This is a genomic window from Neisseria sp. P0021.S007, assembly GCF_051956855.1.
Map to the genome: position 1 here is coordinate 1 of NZ_JBQCXA010000071.1, position 1,382 is coordinate 1,382.

General features: G+C 51.0%; 1 protein-coding gene. It reads left to right on the forward strand.

All coding sequences use genetic code 11. The features are described 5' to 3' along the window. On the forward strand, positions 1-1,382 hold a 1,382-nt coding region (locus ACTHUR_RS11160), incomplete at both ends, for an isoleucine--tRNA ligase (RefSeq protein ID WP_440398615.1).

The following is a 1,382-nucleotide window of genomic DNA, read 5'->3' on the forward strand; positions in this document are numbered from 1 at the left end:
ACCTAAATGTATTGGCAGAAACCACAGGTGACAAGCTGGAAAACCTGCACATGAATCATCCGTTCCTCGAACGCGATATTCCCATGCTCAATGGCGACCACGTTACCACCGATGCCGGTACCGGCTTGGTGCATACTGCGCCTGCTCATGGTCTGGAAGACTACGCTGTCTGCAATAAATACGGCATTGAGCTTTACAACCCTGTAAATGCCGAAGGCAAATACATCAGTGAAACACCTCGTGTTGCTGGTATGCGAGTTTGGGAAGCCAATCCCGTTATCCTGCAATGGTTGGAAGAAACCGGCAACCTCTTGGCAAGCAGCAAAATCGAACACAGCTATGCACACTGCTGGCGCCACAAAACCCCGCTGATTTACCGTGCGACCGGCCAATGGTTTGTCGGTATGGACAAAGCAGGTGCCGACGGTAAAACCCTGCGCGACAAAGCCATCAAAGCCGTTGATGACACCGAATTCTTCCCATCATGGGGTCGTGCGCGTTTAGAAGCCATGATTGAAGGTCGTCCTGACTGGGTGGTTTCTCGCCAACGCTATTGGGGCACACCGATGACTTTCTTTGTTCACAAAGAGACTGGTGAATTGCATCCAAACTCTGCCGAGTTGTTGGAAAAAGTTGCCCAAAAAATCGAAGGAAAAGGCATCGAAGCATGGTTCTCTCTTGATAAGAGCGAACTCTTGAGCGCGGAAGATTGTGAAAATTACGACAAACTTTCCGACACTATGGACGTATGGTTCGACTCCGGCTCGACCCATTATTCCGTCTTGAAACAACGCGAAGAATTGGAATGGCCCGCCGACCTCTACCTCGAAGGCAGCGACCAACACCGCGGCTGGTTCCAATCGTCTATGTTGACCGGTTGTGCATCATCAATGGGTCGCGCGCCATACAAACAGCTGCTGACCCATGGTTTCGTGGTTGACCAAAACGGCCGCAAAATGTCGAAATCCATCGGTAACGTTGTTGCACCGCAAGAAGTTTACAACGAATTCGGCGCAGACATCCTGCGCCTGTGGGCGGCATCTACCGATTATAGCGGCGAATTGGCGATTTCCAAAGAAATCCTTAAGCGCGTAACTGAAAGCTATCGTCGTATCCGCAATACCTTGAGCTTCCTGTTTGCCAACCTCAGCGACTTCAATCCTATTGAAGATGCCGTACCGCAGGCAGACATGGTCGAAATCGACCGCTACGCCGTGGTATTGGCACGTCAGCTGCAAGAGCGTCTGGCAGGCGATTACTATCCGCGCTATGCCTTCCATTTTGCCGTAAAAGACATTGTTTCTTTCTGCTCGGAAGACTTGGGCGCGTTCTACCTCGATATTCTGAAAGACCGCCTCTACACCACCAAAGCAGACAGCCAT